This is a genomic window from Chlorobaculum sp. 24CR (assembly GCF_004118635.1).
Classification (GTDB): Bacteria; Bacteroidota; Chlorobiia; order Chlorobiales; family Chlorobiaceae; genus Chlorobaculum.
Window position 1 is genome coordinate 1 of sequence record NZ_SDGU01000110.1, and the last position, 26239, is coordinate 26239.

At 54.0% G+C, this 26239-nt stretch carries 26 protein-coding genes; 6 read left to right on the forward strand and 20 right to left on the reverse strand.

The features are described 5' to 3' along the window. Positions 1 to 41: 41 nt before the first annotated feature. Positions 42 to 116 (forward strand): hypothetical protein, encoded by a 75-nt coding sequence (locus tag EST62_RS14040; protein WP_371414703.1) that lies wholly within the window; start codon positions 42 to 44, stop codon positions 114 to 116. 327 nt (positions 117 to 443) lie between these two features. After that, positions 444 to 1256: a nucleoside triphosphate pyrophosphohydrolase gene (gene mazG, locus EST62_RS12960; protein WP_129052478.1), complete on the forward strand. Its 813-nt coding sequence runs from the start codon at positions 444 to 446 to the stop codon at positions 1254 to 1256. On the opposite strand, the gene EST62_RS12965 is transcribed toward mazG, so the two are convergent. From EST62_RS12965 to EST62_RS12980, 4 genes are all read right to left on the reverse strand, one after another. Continuing rightward, positions 1253 to 1534, reverse strand: a complete 282-nt coding sequence (locus tag EST62_RS12965) for a GIY-YIG nuclease family protein (protein ID WP_129052479.1) — start codon at positions 1532 to 1534, stop codon at positions 1253 to 1255. The two genes, mazG and EST62_RS12965, sit on opposite strands and share 4 nt — an antisense overlap. 16 nt (positions 1535 to 1550) lie before the next feature. Further along, on the reverse strand, positions 1551 to 2192 hold the full coding sequence (locus EST62_RS12970; protein ID WP_129052480.1) for an alpha/beta hydrolase: 642 nt from the start codon (positions 2190 to 2192) through the stop codon (positions 1551 to 1553). A gap of 69 nt (positions 2193 to 2261) precedes the next feature. Then, positions 2262 to 5588 (reverse strand): maltose alpha-D-glucosyltransferase, encoded by a 3327-nt coding sequence (gene treS, locus EST62_RS12975; protein WP_129052481.1) that lies wholly within the window; start codon positions 5586 to 5588, stop codon positions 2262 to 2264. Between the two features lie 326 nt (positions 5589 to 5914). Then, positions 5915 to 7927, reverse strand: a complete 2013-nt coding sequence (locus EST62_RS12980; RefSeq protein ID WP_129052482.1) for an alpha-1,4-glucan--maltose-1-phosphate maltosyltransferase — start codon at positions 7925 to 7927, stop codon at positions 5915 to 5917. A 263-nt stretch (positions 7928 to 8190) separates the two neighbouring features. Here EST62_RS12980 and prfB point away from each other — a divergent pair. Then, positions 8191 to 9286 (forward strand): peptide chain release factor 2 gene (gene prfB / locus EST62_RS12985; protein WP_209019455.1). Its coding sequence is split into 2 segments (ribosomal slippage): positions 8191 to 8259 and positions 8261 to 9286, totalling 1095 coding nucleotides; the frame shifts between segments, so codons are not numbered across the junction. An 11-nt stretch (positions 9287 to 9297) separates the two neighbouring features. Continuing rightward, a complete protein-coding gene (locus EST62_RS12990; protein WP_129052484.1) occupies positions 9298 to 10041 on the forward strand; it encodes a metallophosphoesterase in 744 nt (247 codons plus the stop codon). Positions 10042 to 10447: 406 nt separating this feature from the next. Here the strand turns inward: EST62_RS12990 and EST62_RS12995 are convergent, their stop codons facing one another. The 15 genes from EST62_RS12995 to EST62_RS13065 all read right to left on the reverse strand — a co-directional run bounded on the left by EST62_RS12995 (position 10448) and on the right by EST62_RS13065 (position 22523). Then, positions 10448 to 10756 (reverse strand): thiol-activated cytolysin C-terminal domain-containing protein, encoded by a 309-nt coding sequence (locus tag EST62_RS12995; RefSeq protein WP_129052485.1) that lies wholly within the window; start codon positions 10754 to 10756, stop codon positions 10448 to 10450. Between the two features lie 245 nt (positions 10757 to 11001). Then, complete coding sequence (locus EST62_RS13000; RefSeq protein ID WP_129052486.1) at positions 11002 to 11337, reverse strand: hypothetical protein; 336 nt, start codon at positions 11335 to 11337, stop codon at positions 11002 to 11004. Between the two features lie 63 nt (positions 11338 to 11400). Beyond that, positions 11401 to 12129 (reverse strand): response regulator transcription factor, encoded by a 729-nt coding sequence (locus EST62_RS13005; protein ID WP_167599365.1) that lies wholly within the window; start codon positions 12127 to 12129, stop codon positions 11401 to 11403. Positions 12130 to 12745: 616 nt separating this feature from the next. After that, on the reverse strand, positions 12746 to 12958 hold the full coding sequence (locus tag EST62_RS13010; protein ID WP_129052488.1) for a UDP-N-acetylglucosamine 2-epimerase: 213 nt from the start codon (positions 12956 to 12958) through the stop codon (positions 12746 to 12748). Positions 12959 to 12994: 36 nt separating this feature from the next. Then, positions 12995 to 13321 carry a hypothetical protein gene (locus EST62_RS14045; protein ID WP_167599366.1) on the reverse strand — a complete coding sequence of 109 codons (327 nt, stop codon included), beginning with the start codon at positions 13319 to 13321 and terminating at the stop codon, positions 12995 to 12997. A gap of 160 nt (positions 13322 to 13481) precedes the next feature. After that, complete coding sequence (locus EST62_RS13020) at positions 13482 to 14198, reverse strand: A24 family peptidase (RefSeq protein WP_129052489.1); 717 nt, start codon at positions 14196 to 14198, stop codon at positions 13482 to 13484. Further along, positions 14195 to 15142 (reverse strand): type II secretion system F family protein, encoded by a 948-nt coding sequence (locus tag EST62_RS13025; protein ID WP_129052490.1) that lies wholly within the window; start codon positions 15140 to 15142, stop codon positions 14195 to 14197. The genes EST62_RS13020 and EST62_RS13025 overlap by 4 nt, the downstream gene beginning before the upstream one ends. Positions 15143 to 15159: 17 nt before the next feature. Beyond that, a complete protein-coding gene (locus EST62_RS13030) occupies positions 15160 to 16128 on the reverse strand; it encodes a type II secretion system F family protein (RefSeq protein ID WP_129052491.1) in 969 nt (322 codons plus the stop codon). 14 nt (positions 16129 to 16142) lie between these two features. Beyond that, the gene (locus tag EST62_RS13035; RefSeq protein WP_129052492.1) at positions 16143 to 17618 is read right to left on the reverse strand and encodes a CpaF family protein; all 1476 of its coding nucleotides are present in this window, start codon (positions 17616 to 17618) and stop codon (positions 16143 to 16145) included. Next, the gene (locus EST62_RS13040) at positions 17594 to 18736 is read right to left on the reverse strand and encodes an AAA family ATPase (protein ID WP_129052493.1); all 1143 of its coding nucleotides are present in this window, start codon (positions 18734 to 18736) and stop codon (positions 17594 to 17596) included. Before EST62_RS13040 ends, EST62_RS13035 begins: the two co-directional genes overlap by 25 nt. Before the next feature lie 6 nt (positions 18737 to 18742). Continuing rightward, complete coding sequence (locus EST62_RS13045) at positions 18743 to 19285, reverse strand: pilus assembly protein TadG-related protein (RefSeq protein ID WP_129052494.1); 543 nt, start codon at positions 19283 to 19285, stop codon at positions 18743 to 18745. Positions 19286 to 19287: 2 nt separating this feature from the next. Beyond that, positions 19288 to 19701 carry a TadE/TadG family type IV pilus assembly protein gene (locus EST62_RS13050; protein WP_245153670.1) on the reverse strand — a complete coding sequence of 138 codons (414 nt, stop codon included), beginning with the start codon at positions 19699 to 19701 and terminating at the stop codon, positions 19288 to 19290. Positions 19702 to 19706: 5 nt separating this feature from the next. Further along, on the reverse strand, positions 19707 to 21308 hold the full coding sequence (locus EST62_RS13055) for a type II and III secretion system protein family protein (RefSeq protein ID WP_245153672.1): 1602 nt from the start codon (positions 21306 to 21308) through the stop codon (positions 19707 to 19709). 164 nt (positions 21309 to 21472) lie between these two features. Then, positions 21473 to 22276, reverse strand: a complete 804-nt coding sequence (gene cpaB, locus EST62_RS13060; protein WP_129052496.1) for a Flp pilus assembly protein CpaB — start codon at positions 22274 to 22276, stop codon at positions 21473 to 21475. 37 nt (positions 22277 to 22313) lie between these two features. Further along, a complete protein-coding gene (locus EST62_RS13065) occupies positions 22314 to 22523 on the reverse strand; it encodes a Flp family type IVb pilin (protein WP_129052497.1) in 210 nt (69 codons plus the stop codon). 904 nt (positions 22524 to 23427) lie between these two features. On the opposite strand from EST62_RS13065, the gene EST62_RS13070 reads away from it, so the two are divergent. Both EST62_RS13070 and EST62_RS13075 read left to right on the forward strand, forming a co-directional pair. Further along, complete coding sequence (locus tag EST62_RS13070; protein ID WP_167599367.1) at positions 23428 to 23745, forward strand: hypothetical protein; 318 nt, start codon at positions 23428 to 23430, stop codon at positions 23743 to 23745. A gap of 91 nt (positions 23746 to 23836) precedes the next feature. After that, the gene (locus EST62_RS13075; RefSeq protein WP_167599368.1) at positions 23837 to 24529 is read left to right on the forward strand and encodes an isoprenylcysteine carboxylmethyltransferase family protein; all 693 of its coding nucleotides are present in this window, start codon (positions 23837 to 23839) and stop codon (positions 24527 to 24529) included. A gap of 96 nt (positions 24530 to 24625) precedes the next feature. Here the strand turns inward: EST62_RS13075 and EST62_RS13080 are convergent, their stop codons facing one another. After that, on the reverse strand, positions 24626 to 26227 hold the full coding sequence (locus EST62_RS13080) for a bifunctional glycosyltransferase/class I SAM-dependent methyltransferase (RefSeq protein ID WP_129052500.1): 1602 nt from the start codon (positions 26225 to 26227) through the stop codon (positions 24626 to 24628). Positions 26228 to 26239 lie beyond the last annotated feature (12 nt).

The window sequence follows — 26239 nt, forward strand, 5'->3', positions numbered from 1 at the left end:
AGAAGCTATGGGGAGGTGAGTTTTGGTCAAAGGGTTTTTATGTGAATACGGTTGGTCGTCATGGTGATGAAAATACGATAACAAAGTATGTACAGACTCCAAGGTCGAGAAATTGAGTATAAAAAGTTGCATTCACAGCAGCTCCAACTCTTCTAAATACCTCGAAGCTCTGCTTCGAGGATCCTTTATTTACCATCGTTGCTCTTTCGTAAGAGGACGGCCACAAGAGCCGTCCCTACAGTTATGAACGACAGATTTTGCCGAAGAAAATCATGTTCATTGTCCGTGTGCGGTATCGATCCTGATACAGGAGGCTCGCGATGACAAATCACTGGCGTTTTTCTCTTGAGCACACCATGCGCTGATTCGTTACCCATTTCAATAGTAAGAATTCTGCACACGAAAGAGTAACTTTCGGCGCATCGCAACTATCCCCCGTCATCATGAAAAATCAGCAATCCATCGACGCCCTCAAAGAATCCGTCCTCAACCACAACGCCGTCACGCCTGCCGAACATTTCGAGCGGGTGGTGAATCTTGTGAAGGTGCTGCGCTCGGAGTGCCCGTGGGATCGCAAGCAGACGCCGGAGTCGCTGGCGCACCTGTTGCTCGAAGAGAGCTACGAGCTGGTGCACGCCATCGACGCCGGTGACGATTCCGAGCTGAAGAAAGAGCTGGGCGACCTCTTGCTGCACGTCTGCTTCCAGGCGCTCTTGGCCGACGAGGCCGGGAAGTTCACCTTCATCGACGTATTCGAGGCGCTGTGCCACAAGCTCATCAGCCGCCACCCGCACGTGTTTGGCGACGTGAAGGCCGATACCGAAGAGGAGGTGCTGGGCAACTGGGAGAACCTCAAGATGAAGGAGGGGCGCACGAGCCTGCTCGACGGGGTGCCGAAGGCGATGTCGGAGCTGCTGCGGGCCTACCGGGTGCAGAAGAAGGTGGCGGGCGTGGGCTTCGACTGGCCAAGCGACGAGGGGGTGCTCGACAAGCTCACGGAGGAGATCGGTGAACTGCGCAATGCGGCAAGCAAAGAGGAGCGCGAGGAGGAGTTCGGCGACCTGCTCTTCACCATTGTCAACTACAGCCGCTTCATCGACACGAACCCCGAAGACGCCCTGCGCAAGGCGACCAACAAGTTCATGGATCGCTTCCGCAAGGTCGAGGAGTCGGTGCTGTCGTCAGGCCGGAGCTGGCAGGAGTTCTCCGCCGACGAGCTGGACGAGCTGTGGAACGAGGCGAAAAAGGGGTGCTAACCCCTGAATTTTGGCCACCTGTTATAACCAAGGGCAGGGTCATTGGAGCGGAATTTCATTATCATTTCCACCTCCATCCGGTTAACCTCCTTGTCCGACGCGGATTCAGACTCCCAGAGAATCTCTTTTCTTATCGTGAAATCTCGCCGTTCTTCAAGACTGAAGTCTTTCTCGATCAGTCGGCTGTCGGCACTCCCAAAATAGTTGAGACTACCGGTCAGATCCTTGCCAACATAAATTTTGCCGTTTGGGTAGGTGATCTTGTAAACGACCTTCATGTCGAAATACTATTTATCAGAACAATAATTCCAGAAACCTCCCCGCATCCGCGAAATACTCGCCGGTCGGCCCGTGTCCTCCTGCGTACTCGCAAACCGCCGGTTCGAGACCAACCTCTTGCAAACGGAGAACATCCAGGTCGAGCTGCTTCTTGCGATAGAGCTGGTCGTTCTCGCCTCGCGCCAGATGCGCGGCGCGAAACCGGGCGAGGTCGCCAGGTTCGGGCGGGATGTCGCCGCCGAGGAGCATGACGGCGCTGACCGGGTGGCGTCCGAGCAGGGCGGCCCGGCAGGCCATGCCCGCTCCTTGCGAAAAGCCGTGCAGCACCAGGCGGCCACCGGACGGCACCTCCGCCGTCACGCGCCCGATGACCGCATCGACGTAGCGGACGTTTTCGGCGATGCGCCGTTCGCGGTCGCGGCGGGTCATCCAGCTCGCGCCGGGCTGACCTTTGGCGTTGATGAAGGGGTGCAGCGCTTCGATGGAGAGGCGAACCCACCGCTCGGAGCCGGGAATCTGCCGGAGCATCGCAAGCTCGTCTTCGGCACTCTGGCCGTAGCCGTGGAATCCGGCGAGCAGCGGAAACGGCCCGCCGCCATCCGGCAATTCGACGAGAGAGCGTCCGCTGACCGTTGTGTCGATATGGTATTCGTTCATGGAATCACGGGGTAAAAAAAGCCGGTCTCGCGTTTGCGAGCGCGAGACCGGCGACGGCGTGCGGGTTCGTCAGTTTCTGATGAGGCGGAGAATGCCGTTCATCGGAATCGGCAGCCACTCGGGTCGGTTGTTCAGCTCGTAGATCAGCTCGTAGATCGCCTTGTTCATCAGGTAGCTGCGCAACAGCAGTTCGCGCTGGCGGGCCTCTCCGGGAATCAGCTCTGCGCCTTCGGTGTTTTGCGTGTAAACTTCGATGAAGTGCTGACCCACATGGTAGCTCCAGAGTTCAGCCCACGGTTCGAGCGCCTTGCGGTCTTCGGGCCGGATGCACTGGTTCTGTATCAGCACGTTGAATGCCGCGTAGTCGAACGAGCGCAGCATTCCGGCAAGGTCGCGATAGACCGAGCGCTTGATTTTGCGCTCCGAGAGCGAACGGGCCGGTTCCCCCTCGAAATCGAGGATCACGAAGTCGTTGCCGGTGTAGAGCACCTGGCCGAGGTGGTAGTCGCCGTGAATCCTGATTTTGACCGTGTCGATCTTCTCCTTGCGGATGGGGTCGAACTGCCGGAGAATCTCCCGCTCCATGCCGAGTAGTTCATGGGCGAGCGGGCGGGACTCCTTCGGCACGGACTTCATGGATTCGCGCAAAAAGATCATGCTGCGCTTGACCTGGTCGGTCATCGCCTGGTAGATGGAGCGCTGGTAGAGCGTGGTGAAGGGTTCGGGCGAGAATGCCGGATCGGTATCGACCGAAGCGAGGGCGCTGTGCATTTCCGCCGTGCGCTCGGCGAGTTTGCCGACCATGTGGAGGTAAAATTCGCTGACCAGCTCGTGCATGATTTCCGGCATCTGGCCGGTCATCTCCGAGCGTGGCGGCAGCGCGGGCGGCAGGTGCCCCTGCGCCCGGTGCGAGAGCACCTCCTCGAAGTAGCGTTGTACGTGGTCGAGGCTCAGTTGCCAGCCGTCGGACTCGTTCGGCACGAAATTCTGCAAGATGCCGAGCGAGTAGCGATCACGGTAACTCTTTGCGTAATCGAACGATCCGAGATAGAGCGGCGTGTTCCGGAAGTGCGTCTGATCGGTCAACATGCGGGAAATCTCGACCTCCGGGGCCATGCCGGTGTCGATCTTCCGGTAGAGCTTCAGGCAGAGCTCTTCGCCGTAGCGGATGGAGGTGTTGCTCTGCTCCAGCCCCATCAGGTGCGAAGCGGGCGGCTCCTCTCCGGCATGATTCCGGTAACAGGCGTCGAGCATCTTGCCCGCCTCGGCGGCGATCTTTCCGGCAGCGCCCGGCCAGCTCTCTTTGCGCAGGATCAGCTCAAGCAGCCTCGAACGGAACGCGGCATCGAGCGATGCGTCGATCAGGAAGCCCTCCGCGCCATCGAGTTCGATGCGCGCGATGGCGTGCCGACGGAACGTGTCGTCGGCAAGGTCGCCCTGCTGGAGCGGCGTGAAGGTCAGGGGAAGCTGGTAGCGGTCGTTCTCGCCGCTTGGGTAGTGCACTTCGGTGATGGCGAACGCGGCGTTCTCCATTCCGGAAACCGGCACGGTGTCGAGCACCCTGATACGGATGATGTTCCGGGCTTTGCCGCCGAACCAGCGGATGCTCTTGTAATAAGGCGGCAGAATGGCGGTTTCGAGCCGGTCGAGATTGCGGCCCGCGAACAGCTCCTGCCAGCTTCCGGCGCGCAAGGCGACCTGTTCGACCAGGGCGCACCGGCCTGCCGGAGCCTCCTCCTGGATCAACCGCAGCCAGAAATAGCCGTATGGGCCGAGCGCGACCATGTAGGGCGCGTGGTGCACCCTCGGGAAGCGGTTCATGCTGAACACCTCTTCGGGTACGCACCCTTCGTAAGCGGAAAGATCGACGCTGACCGCCTGCGCATTGCGCGAGAGGTTGATGACCGTGAGAATGGTCTCCTCCTCGTATGAGCGGATGAACATCAGCACCTTGGGGTTGCTGGCGTTGAGAAACTCGATCGTGCCGCGGCTGAAGGCCTTGAAGCGGCGGGCGGTGGCGATGGTGTGGCGCATCCACCAGAGCAGCGAGTTGGAGTTCGACTCCTGCACCTCGACGTTGACCGCTTCGTAGTGGTACTCCGGATCGATAATCACCGGAAGCAGCAGGCGCTGCGGGTTGGCGCGTGAAAAACCGGCGTTACGGTCGGCGTTCCACTGCATCGGCGTGCGTACGCCGTCGCGGTCGCCGAGGTAGTAGTTGTCGCCCATGCCGATCTCGTCGCCGTAGTAGAGCACCGGCGTACCGGGCAGGGAGAGCAGCATGATGTTCATCAACTCGATGCGGCGGCGGTCGTTGGACATCAAGGGCGCGAGGCGGCGGCGGATGCCGAGGTTGATGCGCGCCCGCTGGTCGTGCGCATAGATGCGGCGCATGTAGTCGCGCTCCTCGTCGGTCACCATTTCAAGGGTCAGTTCGTCGTGGTTGCGCAGGAACGAGGCCCACTGGCAGGCGTCGGGAATTTCCGGCGTCTGGTCGAGAATGTCGATGATCGGGAACCGGTCTTCGGTGGCCACGGCCATGTACATGCGCGGCATGAGCGGAAAGTGGAAGTTCATGTGGCACATGTCCCCCTTGCCGAGATAGGCCGCCGAATCCTCCGGCCACTGGTTGGCTTCGGCCAGGAGCATCCGGTTGGGGTAGTGCTCGTCAACGTAGGTCCGCAGCTTCCTCAGGAAGTCGAAGGTTTGCGGCAGGTTTTCGCAGTTGGTGCCCTCCGCCTCATAGAGGTAAGGCACGGCGTCGAGTCGCAGGCCATCCACGCCCATGCCGAGCCAGAAGTCGAGCACGTCGAACAGCGCCTGGTGCACGGCGGGGTTCTCGAAGTTCAGGTCGGGCTGGTGATGGAAAAAGCGGTGCCAGTAGTACTGCCCGGCCACCTCATCCCAGGTCCAGTTCGAGGTCTCGAAATCCTGGAAGATGATGCGAGTCTCGCCATATTTTTCATCGTCGTCGTTCCAGACGTAAAAGTCGCGTTCGGGCGAACCCTTCGGGGCTTTTCTCGCCTTTTTGAACCACTCGTGCTGGTCGGAGGTGTGGTTGACCACCAGCTCGGTGATTACCTGGATGCCCCTCTGGTGCGCCTCTTCGAGGAAGTCGCGAAAATCGTCGAGCGTGCCGTAGTCCGGATTGACCGACGTGTAATCGGCAATATCGTAGCCGTCATCGCGTAGCGGCGAAGGATAAAACGGCAGAATCCAGATGGCCGTTACTCCGAGGCTTTCGAGGTAGCCGAGACGGCTTTTCAGCCCCCGGAAATCGCCGATTCCGTCGTTGTTGCTGTCGCAGAAAGTCTTGACATGCAGTTCGTAGATGATGGCGTCCTTGTACCAGAGCGGCTCTGGCTGATAGCTTTTTACAGCTTTACGTGTTGGCATTGGTGGTGAAAAAGGTGCGTTAGGTTATTTCAGAAAGGCAAGGTCCAAGTGTGGTCTAAATAAGTGATGAAAACTCCGACAAGACGGGAAATGCGGATGACTCGAAGACACCGGCTTTCCCATATTCAGGAGGGGTTTAGCCCGACGGACATTCATCCCTCTTATAATTCATGTTGCCCCGGCTTTCAAGCCGGGGAGAACGAGGTAACAAAAAATAAATCAAGGCATTAGCCCAATTTCTTTTTCTCGCCGAGGGCAAGCGCGGGGGCTTGCCCCTACGCAAGGCATCGACATCGATCCCGATTTCGATCTGGACTCCCCGACGTTCATGATGGCAGATTGAGCCTGAAAATGTGCGCCGGCATCTGGTGCGGATTCAGCTCGATGTAGTTCCACTCGCCGTTCCACTCGTAGGTGCGCCCCGACAGCAGGTCTTCGACCGTGAAGCGCTCGGTGTGCGGCAGCCCGAACTTTTCGAGCGGGAAGCGCAGCCAGCCGCCGCGCGTGTTCCGGTCGTCGAGCGTCACCACCGTGAGGATGACGTTCGAGCCGTCGGGCGAGCACTTGACGTAACCCATGAGCTGCTCCTGCTCCTGGCCCTGCGAAACGTCGATCGTCACGAAGGTGATGTCGCTGGTCTGCTGGAGCGCCGGATTCTCCTTCCGGATGCGGTTGACCGTGGTGATTTCGGCGCGAATGTTGCCGGGGCGGTCGAGATCCCACTGCCTGATTTCGTACTTCTCCGAATCGATGTACTCCTCCTTGCCGGGAAATGGCGTATTTTCGCACAGCTCGTAGGCCGGGCCGTACATGCCGTAGTTCGACGAGAGCGTGGCGGCCAGCACCATGCGGATGATGAAGCGCGGTCGGCTGCCGCCCTGCAACTCCTCGTGCAGAATATCGGGCGTGTTGGGCCAGAAGTTCGGGCGCATGTACTCCCGCAGCTCGGTCTGGGTCAGCTCGGTCAGGTACTCCTGAAGCTCGCGCTTCGTATTACGCCAGGTGAAGTAGGTATAAGAATGGGTGTAGCCCCCCTTGGCCAGCCGCGCCATCAGCTTGGGGCGGGTGAACGCCTCGGCCAGGAACATTGTGTCGGGATGTTTTTCACGGATCGAGCCGAGCACCCACTCCCAAAAGGCGAAGCCCTTGGTGTGCGGATTATCGACTCGAAAAATCTTCACGCCTTTATCGATCCAGAAGAAAAACACGTCGCGGAGCGCGATCCAGAGATTCTGCCAGTCCGCCGACTCGAAGTCGATGGGCAGAATGTCCTCGTAGCGCTTGGGCGGATTCTCGGCGAACTGCACCGTGCCGTCCGGACGCCAGCGGAACCACTGCGGATGCTCCCGAACCCACGGATGGTCGGGCGAGCACTGGAAGGCGATGTCGAGCGCTACCGAAATGCCCTGCGCATCGGCCTCCCGCACGAACGCCTCGAACTCCTCCATCGTGCCGAGTTCGGGATGCACCGAAGTGTGACCACCGTCAGCGCTGCCAATCGCCCAGCAGCTTCCCGGATCATCCGGCCCGGCCACCAGAGCGTTGTTTTTGCCCTTGCGCTTGGTGATGCCAATGGGGTGGATCGGCGGCAGGTAGAGCACGTCGAAGCCCATCAGAGCGATGCGCGGCAGAAGCTTCATGCAGTCGCGAAAGGTGCCGTGCTTGCCCGGCTCCTCCGACCACGAGCGGGGAAAGAGTTCGTACCAAGTGCTGAACCCGGCCTTTTTCTGGTCGATCTGGAGCAGCAGGATTTTGTCGTACAGCGTCGCCATCGCTTTTTCGGGGGCGCGCCGCATGGCTGCCGCAAGCCCTTCGCCGAGCGCTGCTTCGAGAGCCGCCTCGCTCGCGCCGACCGTGAGCAGGCCGACGTAGTGATGCAGCGTCCCGGCATCCTCGTCCGCCGCGCGAGCCGCGCCAAGCTCGACGAGCGTCGCGCCGATGCGCAGGTCGAGCGACACATCCTGGCCCGCGTCGAGCTTTTTGCGCAACCCCTTGCGCCAGGTCTCGAAATGATCGATCCACGCCCGGACGGTATATTCATACACTCCCGGCGCGCCGACCTCGAACGCCGCCGACCAGCGGTCGTTGCCGAGGTGCGTCATCGGCGAGGCGCTCCACTCCGCGTCGCCCTTCCTGCGCCAGAGCAGTTCGGCAACGATGGTATCGGCGCCATCGGTGAAAATATCGGCCTCGACCGTCATCCGGTCGCCCTCGGCTCTCTTGACGGGAAAGCGGCCACCGTCGATTTCAGGAAAAACCCGGTCGATCACGACGCGCCGACGGCCATCGAAGGGGCGATCTGGACGAATCGGGGCTGGCAGGACAAACTCTGACTTCATAAGCTGTAGTGATGAGAACTTCAGAGTGCGCCGTAATTCGGGACGCGCTCTTCATTAGCAGAACTGGAACGGCAAGGCTTCACGCAAAAAGCGGAAAAGCCGGTCGCATGAACCTGCAAAATATGAAATGTCGAATTCTTTCCACCGCCGCGATGGAGCTTAATTTGCCTCAACGTAAACTTCGGAACCCGCTCGGTTTGTTTTGATTGAAAAAAATGATTCTATTGAGCATCGTTTTACCATAAAAATTTACCCATACTGATATGTTTGACGCCGAAAAAGATCGCCTGCACCAGATCGAGCACCGCCTGAACCAGTTACGGGGGTATCTTTAACATTGATGAACGAAAGGAAAAAATAAGCGACCTGGAGAAGATTTCGGCGGCGCCCGACTTCTGGAACGACCAGAAAACGGCCAACGCCCTGATTCAGGAGCTGAAAGAGCACAAGTCGTGGATCGATGAGTTCGACGAGTTCAGCGCCGTCGCCCGCAATGCGAAGGAGGAGATCGAGATCGCTATCGAACTTGGCGACGAATCGCTCGTTTCCGACCTCGACGCCACGCTTGACCGCATCGAGGAGGAGCTTGGCAAGATGGAGTTTCGCAAAATGCTCTCCGGCAAGGACGACGCAGGCAACGCCATGATTATCATCCACGCGGGCGCGGGCGGCACCGAGGCGCAGGACTGGGCCGAGATGCTCTACCGCATGTACATGCGGTGGGCCGAACGCAAGGGGTTCAAGGTCTTTACCGACGACTACCAGGAGGGCGAAGGCGCGGGCATCAAAACCGCAACGCTCGAAATTATCGGCCCTTACGCTTACGGCTACCTCAAGGCCGAAAACGGCGTTCACCGGCTCGTCAGGGTCTCGCCCTACGACTCGAACGCCCGCCGCCACACCTCCTTTGCCAGCGTCTTCACCTATCCTGAAGCGCCGCCGGATGTCGAGATCGAAGTGCGCAAGGAGGACCTCGAACTCTCCACCTTCCGCAGCGGCGGCAAGGGCGGGCAGAACGTCAACAAGGTCGAAACCGCCGTGCGCATCAAGCACATCCCGTCGGGCATCGTGGTTGGCTGCCAGGAGGAGCGCTCGCAGTTCCAGAACCGGGAACGCGCCATGAAGATGCTCATGGCCCAGCTCTACCAGCGCAAGCGCGAAGAGGAGGAGGCGCAGAAGCGCGAGATCGAGGGCAAGAAGAAGAAGATCGAATGGGGAAGCCAGATTCGCAGTTACGTGCTCGACGACCGGCGCATCAAGGATCACCGCACCAACTACGAACGCTTTGACGTAGAAAACGTGCTCGACGGCGACCTCGACGAATACATCAAACGCTACCTCTCCGAATTCGGCGACTGATCGGAAAGAGCATGAGCGAGACCACGCACAAAACGCTCCGCTTCGGCATCGTCACCGACATTCACTACAACCCCGAAAGCGAGACCGGCAACGAGACGCAAGCCGGTCTCGAACGGTGCATCGAGAAGTGGACACGCGAGGGTGCGGAGTTCGTCATCCAGCTCGGCGACCTCATCAGCCGCGAAGGCCCCGAAGCCGAGGCCGACCTCATCGCCGTACGCGACATGCTCGCCCGCTTCGGCGGCAAGGTCTATCACGTCGCAGGCAACCACTGCCTCGCTGTGCCGCCGGAGCGATACAAAGCAATCATGGGCCTCGACAGCCTCTACTACACCTTCGCCCAGCGCGGCACTCGCTTCATCGTGCTCGACGGCATGGACGTTTCAGCCATCAACGAACCCCAAAACGAAGCCGACCGCCACCTGCTCGAATACTACCGCGACACCGTCAAAGCCCCCTTCTACTGCGGAGCCATCGGCGCTCACCAACTCGAATGGCTCGTGACGGAACTCGACCTCGCCCTGAAAAACGAAGAACCGGTCATCATCCTCAGCCACCTTCCGTTACTCGAAGAAACCACCGACGAAAAACACGGCTTGCTGTGGAACCACGAAGAGGTCGTCGCGATCTTGTCGCGCTATCCGAATGTACGCGCAGTTTTGAGTGGGCACTATCATTCGGCGACGCAGGCGATGCGGGGTGGGATTGAGTTTGTGGTGCTGGCGGCGTTTGGGGGGGGAGGAAGCGGGAGATGAAAGGTGTTTTGTAGCGGAGTTCTCGGAAAAAAGGCTCATAATCCGATGGCCAGGATACGCCGAGCTATTCGATACTGAATAGCTCGATTCATGATTAATGCACCCAGCCTGAAAATTCTGAACTATATATAGCCCAATCAAATCAGGATTGCGTTGACAGGTTGCACATATTCACGGTGAACGTTTCGGCAGCCTCCAGCTTGACGTCTAACCCTCGCTTTGAATGCTGTTTCACACGCATCAGTATATGGGTCGCAGCGGGTGTAATATTTATTATTATCCTCACCATTGGCAACTAACCAACATGCGGCATGTCCGTTTGGCATATCTCTCTCCTGTTTTATTTTTTTTAATTTTTTCTGAGCGCCTAATCAATGACCTTGATTGGACGCTCAGAAAAAAGAAATCAACTTCCAGGACAAGCAACTTCTTTCACCTTTGCAGATAAGGTTGTCCCGTAGACTTCATAACATTTGACAACAGGTTGATCAAAATTAAATACACCGACCGTTGACCAAGAAGCTATAAAATATTCCTCCTGAATCTTCACGAATATATTTGTAGCATCCGGTGGAATATAAAGCGCTTTTGACAGCCCTGCCGTAATATTCCCAGAATTCACAGTAAGCTCTTTTTCCTGCTGCATATACTGAACAGAAAAATGAGCCACAAACCAACCGGTGTTTTTCACCAATATTGATCCAGCTTTTGCCATCTCAACCTCCTTCTTTTTATTTTGAGCTGAAATTATATTTTATTCCTTCCTGATAAGACAGCCCTTATCTTATCAATACCAACCTCCTTACTTGATATACATTGGCATGAAAGAGTGGATAAGAAAAAACAATTTATCACAAACCTTTCACGCAAGGTCTTTATGCGTATCTGACTTTCAATACCAGATACAGCAGCAAGGATTATCGCAGAAAAAAAACTCACAAAAAATCTTGATTAACAAGATTAGCAACTACCAAATACAACCCCGTTCCACACTGCATTATCGTTAAGATAAATAGTGACCTTGACGCCTGTCGGAATCAGCGCGCCGCATGTCTGAATACATGCTTTTAATCCGGCATCTAAAGGAATAGACATCGGTGCTGTAATACAGGCATCACCATAAATCGGGACTGTAAAACAGATTTTGTTCGTGGCCGAATCATAGCGCGCGCCAACGCACGCTGACAAATTAAGCGCATGCAGTCTTGGCATTTGGGCATGGGCGCTTTGAAGTGTCTTTGGATTTGAGGCTGTGTGTTCAAATCCGCTAACTGAAAAGTTTGGTACTTCAGCCATAATAACCTCCTATGTTTTGTTTTTTTATGATCGCATTATTTACCCGGATGACTGCGATCAATGTCATCCATCCAGCTCCAATACCGAAGTAAAGGTATATCCAGAACCGTTCGCCGTTTTGATCGGTGTATCGAGTGTTGGCGATATCTTCTTGCGAAGCCTGTACACCAGCGACTCCAAAGAGCGATGTCCACATTCGTTCTGCATATAGCCGAGATTTTGCATAAGACACGTTCTTGAAACAATACTTTTCGGCTGGCTGGCAAGACAACTGATAAAGGCATACTCTTTTGCCGTCAAACGTAATGTTTTTCCCGATGGCGTAACCAGAAACCATTCATCAGGAATAAGCTTCCATTTACTTTCTGACAAAACACTAAAATTGTTTCTGCCGTCACAAGTGTTGCTCGCCTCAACTCTTCGCATCAAATTGGAGACAATCGCTCCTAACTCTTGATAATTTAATGGCTTTCCTAAAACATGATCTGCTCCGCAACGGTAACCATCTATTTTGCTTTCAGTCGATAAAGCTTCGCATAAAATAATTATTCTGACTTTCGTGTTGGAATACAAATATCTGACAAGCACGAACCCATTTTGATCGGGCAGACTTGGGTTAATAATTGCAATAGAGAATCTTTTTTGGTCGATATTTTTATAAAAATCTATCGCCGAGCCGGCTATCGTAACACCCCAGCCTTTTAGATTCAAATATTTCGCAATAGAATCTCTGATCGAACAATCATCATCAACAATGATTATTCTCTGCGTTATTTTTTCATAATCATTCATTGCCAGCTCGGATTCAGAAGAAATTATCTTCATGATTAATTTTGAAAAAAATATTTTTATCTCAATGCCATTAATTCTGATATTTTCTTACAAGGCAACATTTACGAGCCGTTCAAAGCAACACCAAGGCACAAATATAAAACATATAATAAATCACCATCATCAAATAAATAATATTTACAATAAACAGATGCGTTTATGTAAAAAGGCGACCCTCTGGTTCGCTAAATGCTTTGTAAATCGAATCTTCTGTGGCGACGAGTAAAAGGATAAATATTTCTGACAAGGCAATTTGCCCTTATTGCAGAGTGACAGAGCAGGACAGCGCGGAACACTGACTACCAATACTTTTCGGAAGCAGGCAAGACAGCAGAATAAATGCCGGAAAGCTGTTACGCGATCTCGGCTGATACAGGGTACTGCTGGTCGGTTCAGGAGTGAGGGAAAAATACGGGGTTTGGCAATGGCGTGGCAGCGGCGATCGGAATGTTACCGGAGTAGATGCGCCTGCGCTTGTAACGCAAACAAGCAGCCCCTAAGCGATACTGCTTAGGGGACAACTTCCAGGCGATACGCTGCCCTACGACTCGATGGCCCAGCCCGCGCCGCTCCTCCCTCACCCTCCCCGTTCGAGCACCTCGGCTATGCGCTTTGCTGCCGCGCCGTCCCAGTTTTCGGGAATCAGGGTTTTTTCCGACTGCTTGCCGGAGAGGATGAGCGAGGCGCGGTTGAGAATTTCCTCTTCGTCGGGGGCAACCAGCACATTAGCGCCGATTTCGACGGTCGAGGGGCGGGCGGTGCTCTTGTGCAGGGTGAGGCAGTTCGGCATCGAATTTCCCGCTGCGCTGTCGCTCAGCTCTCAATTTTACCGGAATGCCCATGCGCGTGGCTTTATTGCCATACAGCGTAGAGCGACGGCAATTGCTCGATTGACGAGGCTGTCGATCTCTACGGCGAGACGGAATCCGATGTGATCGCCATCACCGATCATGTGCTTGACAATGAGAGCATCGAGCGTTACGGAAAGGCGGTTTCTGAGCTTTGCGTCATGGATCGTCAGGATTTTGGCGCGTACCAGGAGGGGGCTTGCGGTGGGGAAAGGCAGATTATGCGGTATTGAACAGCATTGATGCGCTTGATTGCCGTCCGGAAGCTGCGTGAAGAACGATGGCGCGAGGAGATCAAAGAGCACTCATTCCATCGTCCTCCGAGCCTGGATTACTGACGCTTTATTGAATCCGTGCCTCATAATTGACGCAGAGCATAACAACCGCGTTCCGCATCGATCATCGCCATGCCTTTTGGCGCATGGCGAATCGTTACCTCGCGAAGGCTTGCAGAGTGCGGCGGCGTCAAGCCGGGCGGAACAAACTCCATGCCAGCGCGGCAATCACAATCGAGGGGCCGAATGGCCATTCGGCTTGCGGACGGAATCCTTTGAAGTGCCGCCACGCCAGATTCCAGATCACGGTAATCAGACTTGCCCAAAACACGATGTAGAGTACGCCGTCAACGCCAAACCAGGCGGCCAGCGCAACGAGGAGTTTGATGTCGCCGCCGCCGATGCCGCTCACGCCCCTGATGCGCCGGAACACCCAGGCAAGCCCGCCCAGCAGACCCAGCACCACGGCGGCGGATAACGCGCTGACCAAGAGGCTTTGCCCGGTAAGCCCGGCATGGCTGCCGAAAAGACCTGCCAGCGCCAGTGGCAGAACGATCATATCCGGAAGGAGCGTACTGTCCCAGTCCATGAGGGCGAGCAGCACCAGCGTACTGGCCAGAAAGGCCCAGAGCAGCGAACCCCAGCGTGTCGGCTGGCTCGCGGCGCTTGCCGCGCAGGCCCACAACACGGCGTTGAGCGTCGGCACCCAGAGTTGCCGGGAGAGCGGAGCGGGCTGTCCGAGTCCGCCGCCGGGTCCCTGCCATTCATGCAGAGGTGCCTGGGCGCGCTGTAACACCCTGCGCGCAATGATGCGGCCGAGAGGCGCCAGCCACAAGCCAACAAGCGCGCCGGACAGCCACCATGGGCAGCGTGTCCACAGGGCGCTCGACAGGGTGTCAATGCTCATGGTTTGGGCTGATTGCTGAAGATTTCAAGCGTCTGAATGATTGCCGGTCCCAGCATCACGAGGAAAAGCGTCGGAAAGATGAACAAAACGAGAGGCAACGCCACTTTGACGGGGATTTTGGCGGCAATCTCTTCGGCTCGCTGGCTGCGGCGAGAGCGCATCATATCTGAATGCACACGCAACGCCTCGGCCAGACTGGAGCCAAATCTGTCTGCCTGTACGAGCACGGAAACGAGATCGTCCATCTCTTCGAGGCGTGAGCGAAGCGCCAGGTTTCGTAAAGCGTCGATGCGGGTGGCTCCGGCGCGCATTTCGAGTGAGGCGAGGTAAAACTCCTGGGCCAATTCGGGGTCGGTTTGGGCCATTTCGCGCGATATGCGGGTAATGGCGGCATCGACGCTCATGCCGGCCTCGGTGCAGACGACAATGAGGTCCATCATGTCAGAGAGGCTGTCGCGCATACGTTCAACACGTTTTTGGGTGATGACGCGCAGCAATAATTCAGGAAGGTAGTAGCCTGCAACCGCCGTGAACAGCACCATGAACATGGCAAGAGTAAAGGAGATGTCCGGGCGGGTGAAATACAGAAATATAGCCAGCAGCCCAGGCAGAACGATCGTGAGCATGGTTTTGACGGCAAAGTAGTAAATCGGCGTTTTTTTGTGGCGAATACCTGCCTGCAAAAATTTCAACTGAACGCCGGAGCTTTGCCACCCCTCTTCCGGGAGTGAAAGCTTGGAGAGAATGTTGATGATGGAGGCTACTCTGGTGGGGGCGGTCGTTTTGGACAAGGGGGAGTCGGCAACGAGCCCGCCCTGCCGAACGACCTGGGTCAGGCGTTTTTTGAAGACGCTATCTATCCCTGCATTGTACAGCGCAAAAACAATCGAGGCGGCAGCAGCTCCCGAGAGCACGATAGTCAAAATTTGCAGGACGGTTTGCATGGTGGGCGCGGGTATGGTTAAACCTTGATTTTGACGAGGCGCTTGAGCACAACGAGGCCGGTGAACAGAAGTACGCAACCGATTACGATGAGGTTTTGGCCTTGTGCCGTGGTCCAGAGTATCGAGATGTAGCCGGGGTTTGCGAACGTGAGGATACCGGTAAGCACAAATGGTAAACTGCCCAGAATCCAGGCTGATGCGCGTCCTTCGGATGAGAGTGTACGAATTTTGCCGCGAAGTTTGATGCGGGCACGCATGGTTTTGGCCAGCCCATCGAGCAGTTCAGTGAGTTTGCCGCCTGTTTCGTGCTGAATCAGGATCGAAACGACAAAGAAATTCAGGTCGCGGCTTTGAATGCCATCGGCAAGTTCGCGAATCGCGTCTTTGAATGAAATACCGAAGCTGATTTTATCGGCGACCGTTTTGAATTCGGTCCCTATGGGATCAGGGAACTCTTTTCCAACCATGCTGATAGCCGAGTTCAGGCTGTGGCTGGCGCGCAGCGCGCGCGAGATGTAGTCGAGCGTTTCCGGCAGTTTGTCTCCAAAGGCTCTGGCGCGCTTGCTGGCCTTTTGGGATAACCACAGAACCGGCAGGTTCGCCAGACCGAAGGCCAGAGCGAAGACGAGCCAGAGATTGATCTGGCGCAGAACCCCATACGCCATAACAACGGTAAACAGAACAAGCATGAGGCCTATCAGGCGTCCGGCAGTAAGTGGGCTGCGGGCGCGTCTGATCAGGTTTTCGAGCGCCACGAAGGTTTTGGAGCGCGATCGCAGCCAGGTTTCGAGTTCGTTTTCAGCTTGCGGGACGCGGGCGCTGCCGATGCTTGGCTGGCTGGCGTGAACGGCGGCGTGAATGGCCTGCAAGCGCTCTTTTTTCGCTTTGCTGCGACGGTCGAAAAAGTTGCTCCACGCCCAATAAAGCAGCGCCGTGATCAGGGCGACGGCCACAAAAACAAAAAATGAGGTCAAAAATGTGGTCATGATAAGCGCGCGTTTTAGTCAATATGGACGGGATCAAAGATTCCGTCGCTCAGGGCAAAACCGTAGGTGCGGATTTTTTCAGCCGCTTTTGGACGGATGCCCGTGGCGGTGAACACTCCTTGCACGGAGTTGTCCGGATTGGTGCCGGTGCGCTTGTAGCGAAATATCTCCTGGGTGGTGATAACGTCGCCCTCCATGCCGCTGATCTCTTGGATGCTCGTGATCTTGCGGCTGCCGTCGTCGAGTCGCGAGATCTGAACGATAAAGTGAATCGACGAGGAAATGAGCTGGTGCAGGGCTTTGCTTGGCAGAACGACGCCCGACATGCCCACCAGATTTTCGAGCCGACCCAGGGCATCGCGCGAGCTGTTGGCGTGAATGGTGGTGAGCGAGCCGTCGTGGCCGGTGTTCATGGCTTGCAGCATTTCGATCACCTCGGAGCTGCGCACCTCGCCCACCACAATACGGTCGGGCCTCATGCGCAGGGCGTTTTTGACCAGCGCGCGCATGGTGATTTCGCCAGTGCCTTCGATGTTTGGCAAGCGCGTTTCGAGCCGGACGACATGTTCCTGCTGAAGCTGCAACTCGGCTGTATCTTCGAGGGTGACGATGCGTTCGCTCGCGGGAATAAAGCCTGAAAGAATGTTGAGCAGGGTGGTTTTTCCCGAACCGGTACCGCCGGAGATGATGATGTTGCATTTGACCTTGACCAGAGCCGACAACAGTTCAGCCATGGGAGGAGTGAGCGTGTTTTTTTGAACGAGGTCTCGCATCTGCAGCGGCACCACGGCAAAGCGCCGGATGGTAAGCACCGGTCCGTCGAGGGCCAGTGGCGGAATGATGGCGTTGACGCGCGACCCGTCGGGCAGGCGGGCATCGACCATCGGGCTGCACTCGTCGATGCGCCGCCCGACGCGCGAGACGATCTTGTCGATGATTTTCATAAGGTGCGCGTCGTCGTTGAAACGGATGTCGGTGGGGTGAATGCATCCATTTTTTTCGACATAGATGCTTTGGTGCCCGTTGACCATGATTTCAGAAATGGCGGGGTCGGCTATCAGGGGTTCCAACGGGCCCAGACCCATGATTTCGTTTTTGAGATCGGCCACCAGCCGGTTGCGCTCCAGAACATTGAGAGGAAGAGCCTCCTCTTCGATAAGCGCCACAAGCAGCACTCCAAGCTCGTTGCGCAGCCGGTCGGGGGTCAGGCTCTCGATGGCGTTGAGATCGATGCGGGTGAGCAGCTTCTGGTGAAGGTGCATTTTGGTCGCGAAATAGTTTACGCCGATGGCTGCTTTGAGTTTTATCGACGGCAGCGGCGACGGCGCAGGCGCAGGCGAAACCGGAGCCTGACCGATCTGAGTGGGCGCAGGGGTCTCAGGAGTTTCGGGCGCTGGCGACGGTGCAGGCGCAGCAGGCGCAGCAGGCTGAGTCGCCGCCCGTTTGGTGGAGAGGTTCCACCGGGCTATTTGATCTTTAAGCGTTGCCATAGCGATGTTTTGGGCTGACTCGCGCCGGTCAGGAGCTCGGACCAGTTGACGATGGTTTGGGATAGTTTGGATTTTGGGGCTGCCAGCAAGACGGACTTACCCAGCAAGAGGGCATCCTGCACGGCTTTGGCATCGGCGGGAAAGCTTTTGCTGATCGGCTTGCCGATGACCTTTTCTATTTCGGCGCTGGAGATGGCGCTATTCGCGTCGGCGCGATTGAGAAGGAGTTCAACGTTCGAAACGGGTTTTTCCAGCTCTCTCCAGAGGTTGAGCAGTTGACCTGCCCGGCGCATCGATGGAAGTGACGGCGTGGCCACGAGGCAGAGTTCCTCGAGGCGATCGAGAACCCAGAGGCCGACCTGATCGAAAGCGTCGCCCAAATCGATCAGAATGTAGTCGTAAAAGTTTATGGCAATGCGAATGAGTTCGTTTACGCGCTCGGGTTCGATATGAACGATTTTTTCAAATGTAGTGGGCGATGGAATCAGGTCGAGCGTAGGGCTGAGGTGCTGCACCATGCTGTCGAGCAACGGCTGGTCGAGCCGGTCAGACTGACCGGAGATGTCGGCCATATCCTGGGGATGCTGACGGCCGGTGAGGTACAGGTCGAGGTCGCCAAAAGGTATAGAGAGATCGATCGCCAGTACGCGATTTCCGGACTGGGAGATCGCGTATGCCAGGTTGGCGGCTATGCAGGAGCAGCCATCCCCCCCTTTGGCGGCGATAAATCCCAAAACGCGCCCCCGGTTAACGCTTACGCCCTTGACGCGAAGCTGGGCGCGTTCGATAACGTACTGCAAGGTTTGAGCAGCGCTGTCGGCAATGACTTCACGTACTCCGGCGCGCATGAGCGATAAGAGCAGTTCAGGCGGTATGCCGGGGTGCAGGGCGACGATGGTGGCGCTGGGTAGCGCCAGGCAGAGCCTCTCAACTTCATGGATATACTGGGGATTGCCGGGTTCAAAGCCCATGAGAAAGACGAGGTCGTATTTCTGGGTCGTAAGCTGGCGCACCATGTCCTTGAGTTCGCCAACTCGCTGGACGAACTGGTACTGACCAAGTTCAAGCTGCGTGTCCAGAACATCCCAGGGATGGGGAGAGTAAGTAACAATGTTCATAGGTGTTTATTGTACCAGTATGGAAGTAGTCGCTGTAGCGGGAGCAACAGGAAGTTTCGCCGCGGCAGTGGCGGTAGCCTGAATGTCTTTGCTGGCAATTCCCAGAAACGGGGCGAAGAAAAAATTCAGAGGCCCGCCGTTTTTGGTGGCGGAAACCTCAATCGTGACTTTGACGGCGGGCAAATCTCCCGCAGTGTACGAGGAATGCAGGCCTGCGGCAGGATTTGAGGCGTCCCAGTAGCCATTGTCAATGGTGACATGCTGAATCAGTACGCCATTCGCATAGTTACTTTGCGCCATTTTTTGCGCTTCGGGTACAACATTAGACCAGCTGAATGTTCCCGGAGAAGGGCTGGAAACGGCAAGCGCTCCGGCCAGGGCTGCGGCGTCGGCGGCATTTTGCAGTTCGACCTTGGTCTGGTAAAGACGGGCCAGGTCAATCGCCAAAGCCATAAAGCCAAACAAAACCGGCAGAAGCAGGGCGAACCAGATGACGACAATGCCGCGCTGGCCTTGCAGTCGCTTGTTGATGGCGCGTGACTGTGTCATGGCTATTCGACCTTCATGCTGGTTTGAGCTGAAATCAGAAGGCTCGTAGGCACCCCCAGGAAAGGAAGTCCTGTGTAATTGAAGCTGGCATTGACCGTGATGACGCCGCTGCTAATGCTCGCATTAATGGTAGGTGTGGTAGTTCCCGATGCAAAAGAGATGAGATGATTGTTGCTGGCCGACGTAGCTGCGGTCTCAGCAATACCGGCGCTGGAACTAATAGCACCGGCGCGAGCGCCCTCACGGGTTGCCATGGTAAGCACGGTTTTGTTGTACAGGGCCAGGGAAAAAGTAACCATCCCGAAAACAAGAGTCAGAAACACAGGCAGAACGAGCGCGAACTCGACCAGAGCATTGCCCTTTTGGGATCGAGCGAGCATTTTTGCCGGAGACTTGATGGCCCTGTTCTTGCGCATGGTGATCATTTTTTTTGTGAGCCATGGAGCTTGCCGTTGAAAAAAAGCTCTTCTGAAGTAGGTGCGACAAATTTGTCTGTCGGAAGCTCCGGCATGGTGGTGCTGGCTTTGACCAGGGTGGGGCGAACAATGACCATGAGTTCGGTCTTCTGGCCATTTTTCTGGGTATCGCGAAAGAGTGCTCCAATAATGGGAATTTCACCCAGTAAGGGCACTTCATCGATCACATTGGTGAAATTGTCGAGCATAAGTCCGCCAATAACAAGGTTTTCACCTTCGTTCATCTGGACAGAGGTGGACACGGTGCTGACTTTAAACGAGGGCATATTGGTGGCGCCCGGAATGAGCGGTTCTTTGTCAGGCTCGGAAAACTCTGGAACAACCTTGAGCGAAATGCGTCCGGCATCCAGCACAACCGGCGTAAAGCGTAACCCTACGCCATAGGTACGTTCGATATATTCGATGCGTCCCAGTGAGGAAGTACTTGGCAGATAAACCTTGCCTCCAACCAGGAAATACCCCTCTTTACCACTCATGGTGACAATGGTGGGCTCGGCCAGAACCTTGAACAGAGAGGGTTTGCGATCCGCGACAACTTTGATTCCGTTGGCCACGCCCAACCGGCCAAACAAGACGTTATTCAGCGTAGCGTTGCTGACGAACCCTGTCAAAAGGCTTCCTCCCTGTAAATCGCTCGAGGCCTTCCGGAAGCTTACGCCCAGAGATTCGAGAAAAGTCCTCGATACCTGGGCAATGCAGACTTCGAGTCGGACTTGCTGTGGATCGCGAATCTTGAGAAGGTTGACCATCCCTCGGGCACTGTCAGCTCCTGCAGAGGCGCTATTGGCCCCGCCAGACGAGCTGCTCATGCTCGTATTCACGCTTAAAATAGGGGTAGAGATGTTATTGTTCTCACCCAGGATGCCTTTCAATGCCGCAGGATCACTGCCAATAAGAGCGGATTCAGGATTGTCGCCCGGAACCGATCCACCCAGATACGCTGTCACCAGACGGGTGACGCTGTCTGCAACCAGAGCGTCAGACACAGAGCCGGACAACACCAGCGCCTGGCCCCAGGAAAATATCTGAATGTCGTTCTCTTTCGGGAAAAGAACTTTCAGAAAGGCTTGCAGGGCGGTGGTGCCGCGGCTGACCTGTATTGGCGTGGAGGTTACGTTGCCATTTTGGCCCCATACAACAAGGTTGGTCGATCCCAGTTTTTTGCCCAGCAGATAGATTTCGGAGCGGTTCATCATAATATAGTCGGCCACCTTGGGGTCGCCTACGGCAACGCGCCGGATGGGTTGCCTGAACCGGTAAACTCTCGATTCGCCCAGAGGTACACGATAAATCGATGGCGCGTCCATTGCCGCCGTGCCTGTCGCGGGCGAAACCCATCTCCTCGCTGGCGCGGGTAACTCTTTTTTCGCAAAGGGCTTAGATGCGCTCTTTTTGGCGACTGGTTCAGGCAGGCTCTTTTTGGCAACGGGCGCGGGTGAGACCCATCTCTTTGCGGATACGGGTTTGTCCTGTTTGACAACGGGTTCAGGAGCGGCCACCGAGGCCGCGGGTAAAACACCGGCAAGCAGCGCTACAAGAGCACTCATCCTGCGGGCAGAACGCTTTAGGCATGTCAAATTCATGTGCATTTTGGATAGTGCCCTGTTTGGTTAATCCGTTGTATCGAAAAGGACATCTTTTGCGCGCTGCATTGAATCAGGAATGGCGGATACTTCTTGATTCAATTTGAATCAATGAGCCAGACAAGCAGTTATTCGGCGGAAACTGGTCCCCGGCTGATGCCCCGGATTTCATCGAGTCCGCTTTTATTGTGGGTAACAGCTCTTGTTTGCACATTAGTCGAAGGGGTGGTTGCGCGAGTGGTCTGTTGATAAACAATATCTGACAGGCGCGCCCCCGGAGAGTCTATTTCGGCGGTGTCGAATTCGTTACGCAGGTCGAGCGAAAGCTTCCCGATGCTGCGAGCCAAGTCGAGCTTTTCGGCTTCAGACGGCGTAAGCTCAAGGGTGACGGCATTAACCACTTTCGGCTTCTCCTGTTCGGCAGTGGTCTCCTGCGCCACAGCCAGCACCTTGACGCGCGAAAGCACGGTTCTCGAAAACGGTTCATCGTCGGCGTCTTTGCCGCTCACCAGAACATCCACATAGCTGCCCGGCAAGGCAAATCCGGCAACCGCGATAACCTCGTCCACTTTAACAGTGATGGCTCGCTTGCCTTCCGGGATGATTGAGGATAAGCCTCCAGCAGAGTTTTTCGGGGCCAGTTTGCCAGGTAACACAGGCTCGCCGGGAATCATGGATACGCGAGCAATCCGACCAGCTACGTCGGTGGTTCGACCGAAAGCATTGAGCGGAACGACAGTGCCTGACCACTCAATGGCCTTGATCTGATTAGCCGTAATGGCTTTGCCTGCTTCGACAGGCTGCTCGACGATAACGACCCTGTTCCCCGAAGCTTGATCTTCAGTTTTGGTGGTGCCTACCCAGCGGGCAGCCATAAAAGCCGCCACCGCACCCAAGGTGAGCGCGATGGCGGCGAGTACTGGTAGTTTCACTGCTTAGACAGTTGAAAAGTTTTTACCCATAAAGTTATTACAGATTATTGCCGATGTTGGTAAACAAACCAGCTATATTGCCCTTCAAAACAGTAAGAGATGAAACCAATGCTGCTGCAATCAAGGCGCCAACCAGGGCATACTCGATCATGGTGACACCTTTTTGTGATTCGATGCCGAAGCGCTCACTCAGTTTGGCTGACATAGCGGCAGCGAGCAGTTTAATTGCGACAAACATGTTTGACATGGCTTTTTCCTCCCAATGAAAAATTAATAAATGATTATCCGGAATTTGAGATATCCGCCTATGGGGAGCGCTCTTACGTATTATCTACTTTCTTGCATAAGGTCCCTCATAAGGCGGGTTGTACTACGGGTGTATTTTAGGTTAAAAAAATGTAAAATACAATAGTTATGTTTTGTGTGATATCATAAAAAAGCTCGCAGAGCTACCCCTGCTTGAGCGATTTATAATAAAGAAAAGAACTTAACCTGTGAATCTGTGATTCATTTTCAACAGATTGCTTTCGGTTGTTTGATAAATAACTTTTTGTTTAGATTAACTTATAAAAACAAAGTAGCGGTATCGTGGGCCTCGACCTTTAATCCTCTGGGAGGCGATGTTTTCTTCAACGTTTATTTTTTTTCCCATCTGCTGTTTTTTTCAGGAAGCCAGCTTTTTGATATGCCGCGCATTATAGAGAATACATATGTCTCGTATCTATGCTTTTGTATAGGGTTCAATAGTCTTATTCGATCCTGCTCGTTAACGGGGGCGTTTCCATTATTGCTCCGGCAACAAAAAATCGCAATCTTCTCTAAAAGAAGAAATTGGGCTAAAGCCCTTATTTATTTTGTCTTATCTATAAACCCCGGACTAAAGTCCAGGGCAATTGTTTAAGAGTTTTAATGACCGAAGTAATAACAGGTAGTTGGCATGAAAAACGGAGGGCCGTAATCTCGACCAGTTTTTTTATTTTTGCGCATCGGATATTGGATAATGATTACTCCGGCAATAATAAATCGCAAAAGTCACCGCAGAAAGAGATTGGGCTAACACATTGTTTTATTATGCTTTATCTATAAAATCCGTTCTGAAGGCTTCCGGGATGGGGCAATCGCGTAAGAATTTTAATGGCTGGAGTAATGACGTGTCGCTCCGAAGCGCCGACGCGACACAAGAGAAGCGGGATTATCGCTATATAAACGGCAAATCTCTTCTTTCTGAACCGAAAATACGAGAATACCGGCGGATGGAAATTATGGCGTATCCGCTTCATCACGCATCGTGCTGGATAATGAGCGGAGTGATTACTCGTAAATTTGCCAAAAATTCAGCTATCCGCACAGGATATTTTGCTTACATTTATTCCCTAAGGGTAAAATACCCCGCTGCTTGCGGCGGGGTTCTTTATTCAGAAAAGTTTGCATCACATCCGTTCAGAAACAAACAGTATTATTTTTTATGAACTGGGATAGATTGTTGGACTTGTTAAGGCTGATTGTGATGCGGCCTCTTATTTAAGGAGCTTTTCTGCGCAAAAAAAACAAATGACCCCAATGTCTATTCAAAAAACAAACGACAATCAGCATACATCCCGCATCAAGGATATTATCATCCGGTCGCTCGCCGGGGTGCTTTTCGCTTTTTCAGCAGGGGCGAGCTTTCGGATCGGCTTTACGCATTTGAAAGGATTCGATCTGACCAATCCAAGTATCGAGGTTTTGGGAAAATCCTTGTCCGTATTTTCCATTGGGCTTTACGGAATGATGGTTGCTATTCTTTATGTGGTGCGGCTGCGCACCAAGTCAAAATCCGCAGGAATAGTGCCATCGATGGCTGCGCTATTGGGTGCGTTTATGCTTTTTGCGCTGCTTTTGATCGGCCCTTGCGAGAATCTGCCATTATGGGCGCGGATATTGTCGAGCGCATTGCTCGCTTCAGGAAATGTTGGCGCGATTGTGGTTTTGTTTTGGCTGGGGCGATCGTTTTCGATTTTGCCCGAAGGCAGAAAGCTTATTACAACCGGACCATACGCCATCGTTCGTCACCCGCTCTATTTGATTGAGGCGGTTGGCACGCTGGGGACAATCATCAATTTCTGGTCGTGGCAAGCCGTGCTGCTTTTCGCTGCGCAAATCGCGATGCAATTTACCCGAATGCATTATGAAGAAAAGGTTTTGACGAAAACTTTTCCCGAATATGCTGACTATGCCGCTCAAACGAGGCGGGTTATTCCGTGGATTTATTAAGCGCAGGCTTGATTTCATCAAAAAGAACAATTTGGCGTTCTGATAATATTGCCGTGAACGCCGATATACTGCCAGATTACCACCCGTTATCCCGGATCAGCTTATAGCTTCTCTTGTTGAAATGATCGACGAATCGGAATTTTTGGAAAGACAGGTATCCTGGGAAATGGAAAGGAAGGCTCTATCGACACCGTTGTTTGAAAAATATTCGTGGCCTTTTTCTTTCGCATCTTTCAGTAACAGCTTCAGTGAGCGCTTCGGCTTGGCGACCAGATAAATCTGATAGGAAAAAAGAGAACGACTCAGACTGATTAGCCACCGGTTTACTGTTGTAAGCCAGCCTGAGAGATAGTTATCACCTAATGCCAGCTTAACAGGCGCAGGAATGCCTTCCATGCGTATGACGTCAAAGCCAGCTTGTTCAAACACTCTTTTGAACGTTTTGAAAGTGAATAAACGAGTATGCGTCAGGTCCAGGATTCCCCTTTTTCCATAATTGAACTGGCCTAATAAAAGCAATGCTCTGATCGGGAAAAAAGCAATATTTCCGGTACTGGCAATGACCCTCGAATCTGGAGAAAAATGACAAGCGGAATAAATTTTATCAAGAAAGCATTCTGGTTGAGCCAGGTGTTCAAGCACATCGTGCATAAGTATAAAATCATAATCACCCGGCATTACAGGGAACGGGTCATAATTAAGATTGCATCGGTAGAATGGAAAGGTGATTTTATTCTCGTCATTCGGCGAGAACTGATCCACTCCGCATACGTGGCAAAAATTATTGCTCAACTCTTTTAAAAGCGCCCCCGATCCGCAGCCGAACTCAAGAACTTTAGCACCAGTAGGAATGCTTTTCAGTGTGCGCCGGGATGGGCTGTCGATGTCCAGTTTAGCCTCGTAATGTTCGCTGCCATTATGTCGCTGAGCAATATCGTACTTGCGATCGTAAAAGAGGCCAAGGCTCTGCATCCTCGCTTTGATTGTCGCAATGGTTACATCTAAAGCATATCTCATCCCATTCACATAGCAGATTTCATCCCCATAATAGGTTGGTATTGGGCGCTCTGCAATACGGAATCCATAAAATAGTAACTGGATTATTATTTCGGTATCAAAATGAAAGTCGGGTGTATTCAAATGAAAAGGGATCTGCTTCAGTGCCTTTACGGAGTACACTCTGTAACCAGAGTGAAATTCGCTGAGAGAGGTTTTCAATATGACATTCTGAATGAATGTCAATATTTTGTTTCCAGCATATTTATAGAGAGGCATGCCGCCTTTTACCGCTCCGAAATGAGTAAGCATTCTTGATCCGAATACTGCGTCGGCTTCACCGTTTAAAACAGGCTTCACCAAATCTTTCAAGCATTCTGGAGCATATTGACCATCGCCGTGCAATAGTGCGACACAATCGAAATTACGCTCAACAGCGAATTGGTATCCGATCTTCTGATTTCCACCATATCCCTGGTTTTCAGGGTTTACAAAAATATGAGTAGTAAATTTAATTTCCTTATCCTTTATTGTTTTTATACAACGTAATACCGTATTGTCCGATGATTGATCGTCTATAATCAACACTTCGATTTCATATTCATCCTGAAGATCAGAAGGGATGCGCATAAGTACGTTTTCAATCGTGCTCTCTGCATTATAGGCTACTATAAATATTAAAATCTTATTTTTTTGACTCATTATATAAAGTTC

Bases quoted from the DNA above. Each gene is read 5' to 3' on its own strand.
- EST62_RS13050 (WP_245153670.1), bottom strand. From the start codon at position 19,701: ATGCGCAAGAACAGGGCCATCAAGTCTCCGGCAAAAATGCTCGCTCGA.
- EST62_RS12990 (WP_129052484.1), top strand. From the start codon at position 9,298: ATGAGCGAGACCACGCACAAAACGCTCCGCTTCGGCATCGTCACCGAC.
- EST62_RS13045 (WP_129052494.1), bottom strand. From the start codon at position 19,285: ATGACACAGTCACGCGCCATCAACAAGCGACTGCAAGGCCAGCGCGGC.
- EST62_RS13075 (WP_167599368.1), top strand. From the start codon at position 23,837: ATGTCTATTCAAAAAACAAACGACAATCAGCATACATCCCGCATCAAG.
- EST62_RS13010 (WP_129052488.1), bottom strand. From the start codon at position 12,958: ATGCCGAACTGCCTCACCCTGCACAAGAGCACCGCCCGCCCCTCGACC.
- EST62_RS12970 (WP_129052480.1), bottom strand. From the start codon at position 2,192: ATGAACGAATACCATATCGACACAACGGTCAGCGGACGCTCTCTCGTC.
- EST62_RS12980 (WP_129052482.1), bottom strand. From the start codon at position 7,927: ATGAAGTCAGAGTTTGTCCTGCCAGCCCCGATTCGTCCAGATCGCCCC.
- EST62_RS13005 (WP_167599365.1), bottom strand. From the start codon at position 12,129: ATGAATGATTATGAAAAAATAACGCAGAGAATAATCATTGTTGATGAT.
- EST62_RS13055 (WP_245153672.1), bottom strand. From the start codon at position 21,308: ATGAGTGCTCTTGTAGCGCTGCTTGCCGGTGTTTTACCCGCGGCCTCG.
- treS (WP_129052481.1), bottom strand. From the start codon at position 5,588: ATGCCAACACGTAAAGCTGTAAAAAGCTATCAGCCAGAGCCGCTCTGG.
- EST62_RS13000 (WP_129052486.1), bottom strand. From the start codon at position 11,337: ATGGCTGAAGTACCAAACTTTTCAGTTAGCGGATTTGAACACACAGCC.
- EST62_RS12995 (WP_129052485.1), bottom strand. From the start codon at position 10,756: ATGGCAAAAGCTGGATCAATATTGGTGAAAAACACCGGTTGGTTTGTG.
- EST62_RS13035 (WP_129052492.1), bottom strand. From the start codon at position 17,618: ATGGCAACGCTTAAAGATCAAATAGCCCGGTGGAACCTCTCCACCAAA.
- EST62_RS12965 (WP_129052479.1), bottom strand. From the start codon at position 1,534: ATGAAGGTCGTTTACAAGATCACCTACCCAAACGGCAAAATTTATGTT.
- EST62_RS13030 (WP_129052491.1), bottom strand. From the start codon at position 16,128: ATGACCACATTTTTGACCTCATTTTTTGTTTTTGTGGCCGTCGCCCTG.
- EST62_RS13065 (WP_129052497.1), bottom strand. From the start codon at position 22,523: ATGTCAAACATGTTTGTCGCAATTAAACTGCTCGCTGCCGCTATGTCA.
- mazG (WP_129052478.1), top strand. From the start codon at position 444: ATGAAAAATCAGCAATCCATCGACGCCCTCAAAGAATCCGTCCTCAAC.
- EST62_RS13025 (WP_129052490.1), bottom strand. From the start codon at position 15,142: ATGCAAACCGTCCTGCAAATTTTGACTATCGTGCTCTCGGGAGCTGCT.
- EST62_RS13040 (WP_129052493.1), bottom strand. From the start codon at position 18,736: ATGAACATTGTTACTTACTCTCCCCATCCCTGGGATGTTCTGGACACG.
- EST62_RS13080 (WP_129052500.1), bottom strand. From the start codon at position 26,227: ATGAGTCAAAAAAATAAGATTTTAATATTTATAGTAGCCTATAATGCA.
- EST62_RS13020 (WP_129052489.1), bottom strand. From the start codon at position 14,198: ATGAGCATTGACACCCTGTCGAGCGCCCTGTGGACACGCTGCCCATGG.